This is a genomic window from Microbispora sp. ATCC PTA-5024 (genome assembly GCF_000511135.2).
Classification (GTDB): Bacteria; Actinomycetota; Actinomycetes; order Streptosporangiales; family Streptosporangiaceae; genus Microbispora; species Microbispora corallina.
Map to the genome: position 1 here is coordinate 1532343 of NZ_KI866522.1, position 3223 is coordinate 1535565.

The 3223-nt window shown below is 70.7% G+C and carries 2 protein-coding genes; both read right to left on the reverse strand.

From position 1 onward, the window contains the following. Positions 1 to 224: 224 nt before the first annotated feature. On the reverse strand, positions 225 to 2033 hold the full coding sequence (locus MPTA5024_RS06825) for a glycoside hydrolase family 27 protein (RefSeq protein ID WP_232326251.1): 1809 nt from the start codon (positions 2031 to 2033) through the stop codon (positions 225 to 227). Positions 2034 to 2219: 186 nt separating this feature from the next. Then, positions 2220 to 3191: a non-reducing end alpha-L-arabinofuranosidase family hydrolase gene (locus MPTA5024_RS06830; protein ID WP_084369465.1), complete on the reverse strand. Its 972-nt coding sequence runs from the start codon at positions 3189 to 3191 to the stop codon at positions 2220 to 2222. Positions 3192 to 3223 lie beyond the last annotated feature (32 nt).

Here is a 3223-nt window from a genome sequence, read left to right on the forward strand (position 1 = left end):
CTCACCAACGGCGCCACCGCCGCCGACGCGGGCGACGGCCAGGACAACGCCAGCACCGCCGCCAGGGCCGCGACGACGGACGACACCACGGCGACTGGTCTGCGGACCGCCGTGCGAGTGGGTGGTGCGTTCATGATCTCTCCTCGGGGGGTGGAGGCGCGGCGGAGGCCGCCCGGTGAATCTCGGTGGGGCTCTCGGCGGGGGCGGCGTCGTGGCCGTGAGGGTCAGACGCGGGTCCAGCGCTGGTTGGCCTGCCCATTGCAGGTCCAGATCTGGAGCTTGGTGCCGTTGGCCGTGGCGCTGTTCGGCACGTCCAGGCACTTGTTCGCGCCGACAGCTGTCAGGCTGCCGTCGGAGTTGAGACGCCACTGCTGGTTGTTCTGGCCGTTGCAGTCCCAGATGAGCACACTGGTGCCGTCGGCCGTGCCCCGGTTGTTGACGTCCAGGCACTTCGACCCGTACACCCGCAGCTCACCCGCGCTCGTCACCGTCCACCGCTGATTCGCCTGGTTGTTGCAGTCCCAGATCTCCGCCAGCGTCCCGTTCGCCTGCGAGGCACCCGTGACGTCCAGGCACCGGCCCGACCCCACACCCCGGAACGCGCTCGTGCTCCCCGTCGGCGTCGGCGTCGGCGTCACCGTGGGCGTCACCGTGGGCGAAGGCGTGGGCGTGGGAGACGGGGTGGCTCCGGTGGCGGTGACGGTGAGCAGGACGGCCTCTCCGGCGGGGACGGTGGTGGTGTAGGAGCCGCTGAAGGTCCCGGCGTCGGTCCCGGTCCACAGGTTGCGCACGGCGGCCGCGCCCGACAGGCCGAGGTCGGACCAGCGGGCGGTGACGGCGGAGGCCGAGGTGGTCCGGTTGAGCAGGAGCACGGCCCGGCGGCCGGTGCCCGACAGCACCTTGCTGTACACCTGGCGCCCGCTCTGGTCCTCGGCCACCTTCACGCCCTGCCGCCCGAGCGGGTCCTGGTCGACCGCCAGCACCTCCCGGTTGGTCAGGATCGCCCGGGTGTCGGAGCTCATGGTGGCGAGGTTGTTGCCGGCCAGCAGCGGCGCCCCGGAGACGGCCCACAGTCCGAGGTGGGTGCGGTTCTGCGCCGCGGAGAAGCCGGGCATGCCCACGATCAGCATGTCGGGGTCGTTGTAGTGGCCGGGGCTCTGCGCGGAGGGGTGCTGGGCGGAGTCGAAGTTGGCCAGCACCCGGTCCATCGCCGGGCTCTGTCCCCAGTAGATGATGTCCCCGCTGGTCCGCCACATCGTGGACATGGAGGGCGCCCAGTCCCAGGGGTTCTGCACACCCCAGTCGCACACCGACAGCACCATGGGCCGCCCGGTCTGGGCGGTGGCCCGGCCGATCGCGTCGCTGATCGCCTGGTAGGCCGTCCGCGGGTTGAGCCCCTCGGCGTTGCCGCCGCACCAGTCGACCTTGACGAAGTCGAAGCCCCACTGGGAGAACTGCAGGAAGTCCTGGTCGTAGTGCCCCTCGCTGCCGCTGTTCGGGGCCGCGGGGCGCCCGGTCGGGTAGTAGTACCCGCACCCGTTGCGCCCGGCGTCGGTGTAGATGCCCGCCTTGAGGCCCTTGCTGTGGATGTAATCGGCGATCGCCTTCATCCCGCCGGGCCATTCGGCGGTGTCCACAGTGATGTTGCCCGAGGCGTCCCGGGTGCCCTGCCACCAGCCCTCGTCGATGTTGACGTACTGGTACCCGGCGTCCTTCATCCCCGACGAGACCATCGCGTCGACCTGCGCCTTGATCACGTTGTAGTTGATCTGGGCAGCGAAGGTGTTCCACGACGCCCAGCCCATGGGCGGGGTGGTGACCGGTGAGGCCGCCACGGCCGTCACCTCCTCCGGGGTCGTCGTGGCGGCCGCCTCCGTGGCCGCCACACCCGCCGGCAGCAGCGCCGCGACGGTCAGGTGCGCGGCGACGGCGAGCCGGCGCACGCGGCGGCCCATCGAGGGCCGGGCGAGGGAGCGGCGGTCACCCGCGGCGTGAGCGGGCGGCCGTCGCCGTAGGAACCTGGTCAGTCGCATCCGTTTCTCCTGCGCATCGGGATCCGCGCGTACGGCGGTGGGGTTCGGGGGGATGGGCCGTCGCGGCCTCGGGGCGCCGGGGGCCGCGCGGGCTCCCGGCCCGGGCCTCCGGCGCGGCGGTCGGGCCGCGCCGGAGGCCGTCCTCGCCAGGAAGGAGAGCGAGGTCAGGGGGTGGCGGCGACCGCGTCAGCAGGTGGAGTCGGTCTGCGTGAGCAGGCCCAGCCGCCACGGCAGGGCGTTGTAGTCCCCACCCGAGTTGGGGTCGCGGCCCTGGTACAGGTACTGCATCCTGCACGGGCTGATCGTCAGCGTCTGGTCGACCTGGGTGCGGACCATCTCCCCGTGGCTGATGTCGGTGGTCCACGCGCCCGCGGGGAAGGTCACGTTCGCCACTCCGGCGAACGGGTTGGACTCACTGGCCGCCAGCGGCGTCCACGATCCGGCGATGCTGGAGGAGGTCCAGGACCGGAAGTACCGCCCGCGGCTGCCGATCGCCTCGACGATCAGCAGGTACTGGTTCTGCCCGGCGACCCTGTACACGTTCGACGCCTCGAACACGTTGTTGCGGTTGGCGTCCTGCAACGCGATCACCGGCTGCGACATGCCGTTGGGGAAGTCGGCCAGCGAGGTCTGCGACCGGTAGAGGTGCCCGTTGTCGTCGGAGGAGAACAGGTAGCAGGTGGCGCCATCGCAGATCACCCACATGTCGACCCAGTAGCCGTTGCCGATGTTCTGCTGGATGATCGACGGCATCCCGGAGTAGAAGTTCTTCGGCGCGCTCCACCCGTTGGGGTTGGAGATGTCGGGGTTGGTGGAGTACGAGGCGTTACCGGTCTGGTAGATCAGGTACCACAGCTTCTGCGGCGCAAAGTAGAACACCTCCGGCGCCGCCCGGTATCCGCCGCCGATCGGGCTGCGGTCCAGGTAGTACTGCGTCGCCGACCCGGCCTGCGACCAGTCGGTGAAGTTCAGGTACTCCAGGCCGTAGCCGGCGGACTGGGCGGTGCTGGCGAACACGTGGTACCTGCCGTTGTAGTACACCACCGACGGGTCCTTGATCCCCGCGATGTTGTGCGCCGAGTCCGGCTTCGGCGCGATCAACGCACCACTGGAACTCCACCGGAAGCTCGACGGCAACGTCCCCCCGGACGGCGTCACCGACGGCGTCGGCGTGGGAGTGGGGGTGGTCG

What these genes read in the sequence shown, in the direction of transcription:
- MPTA5024_RS06825 (WP_232326251.1), bottom strand. Translation starts at nt 2,033, where the DNA reads ATGCGACTGACCAGGTTCCTACGGCGACGGCCGCCCGCTCACGCCGCG.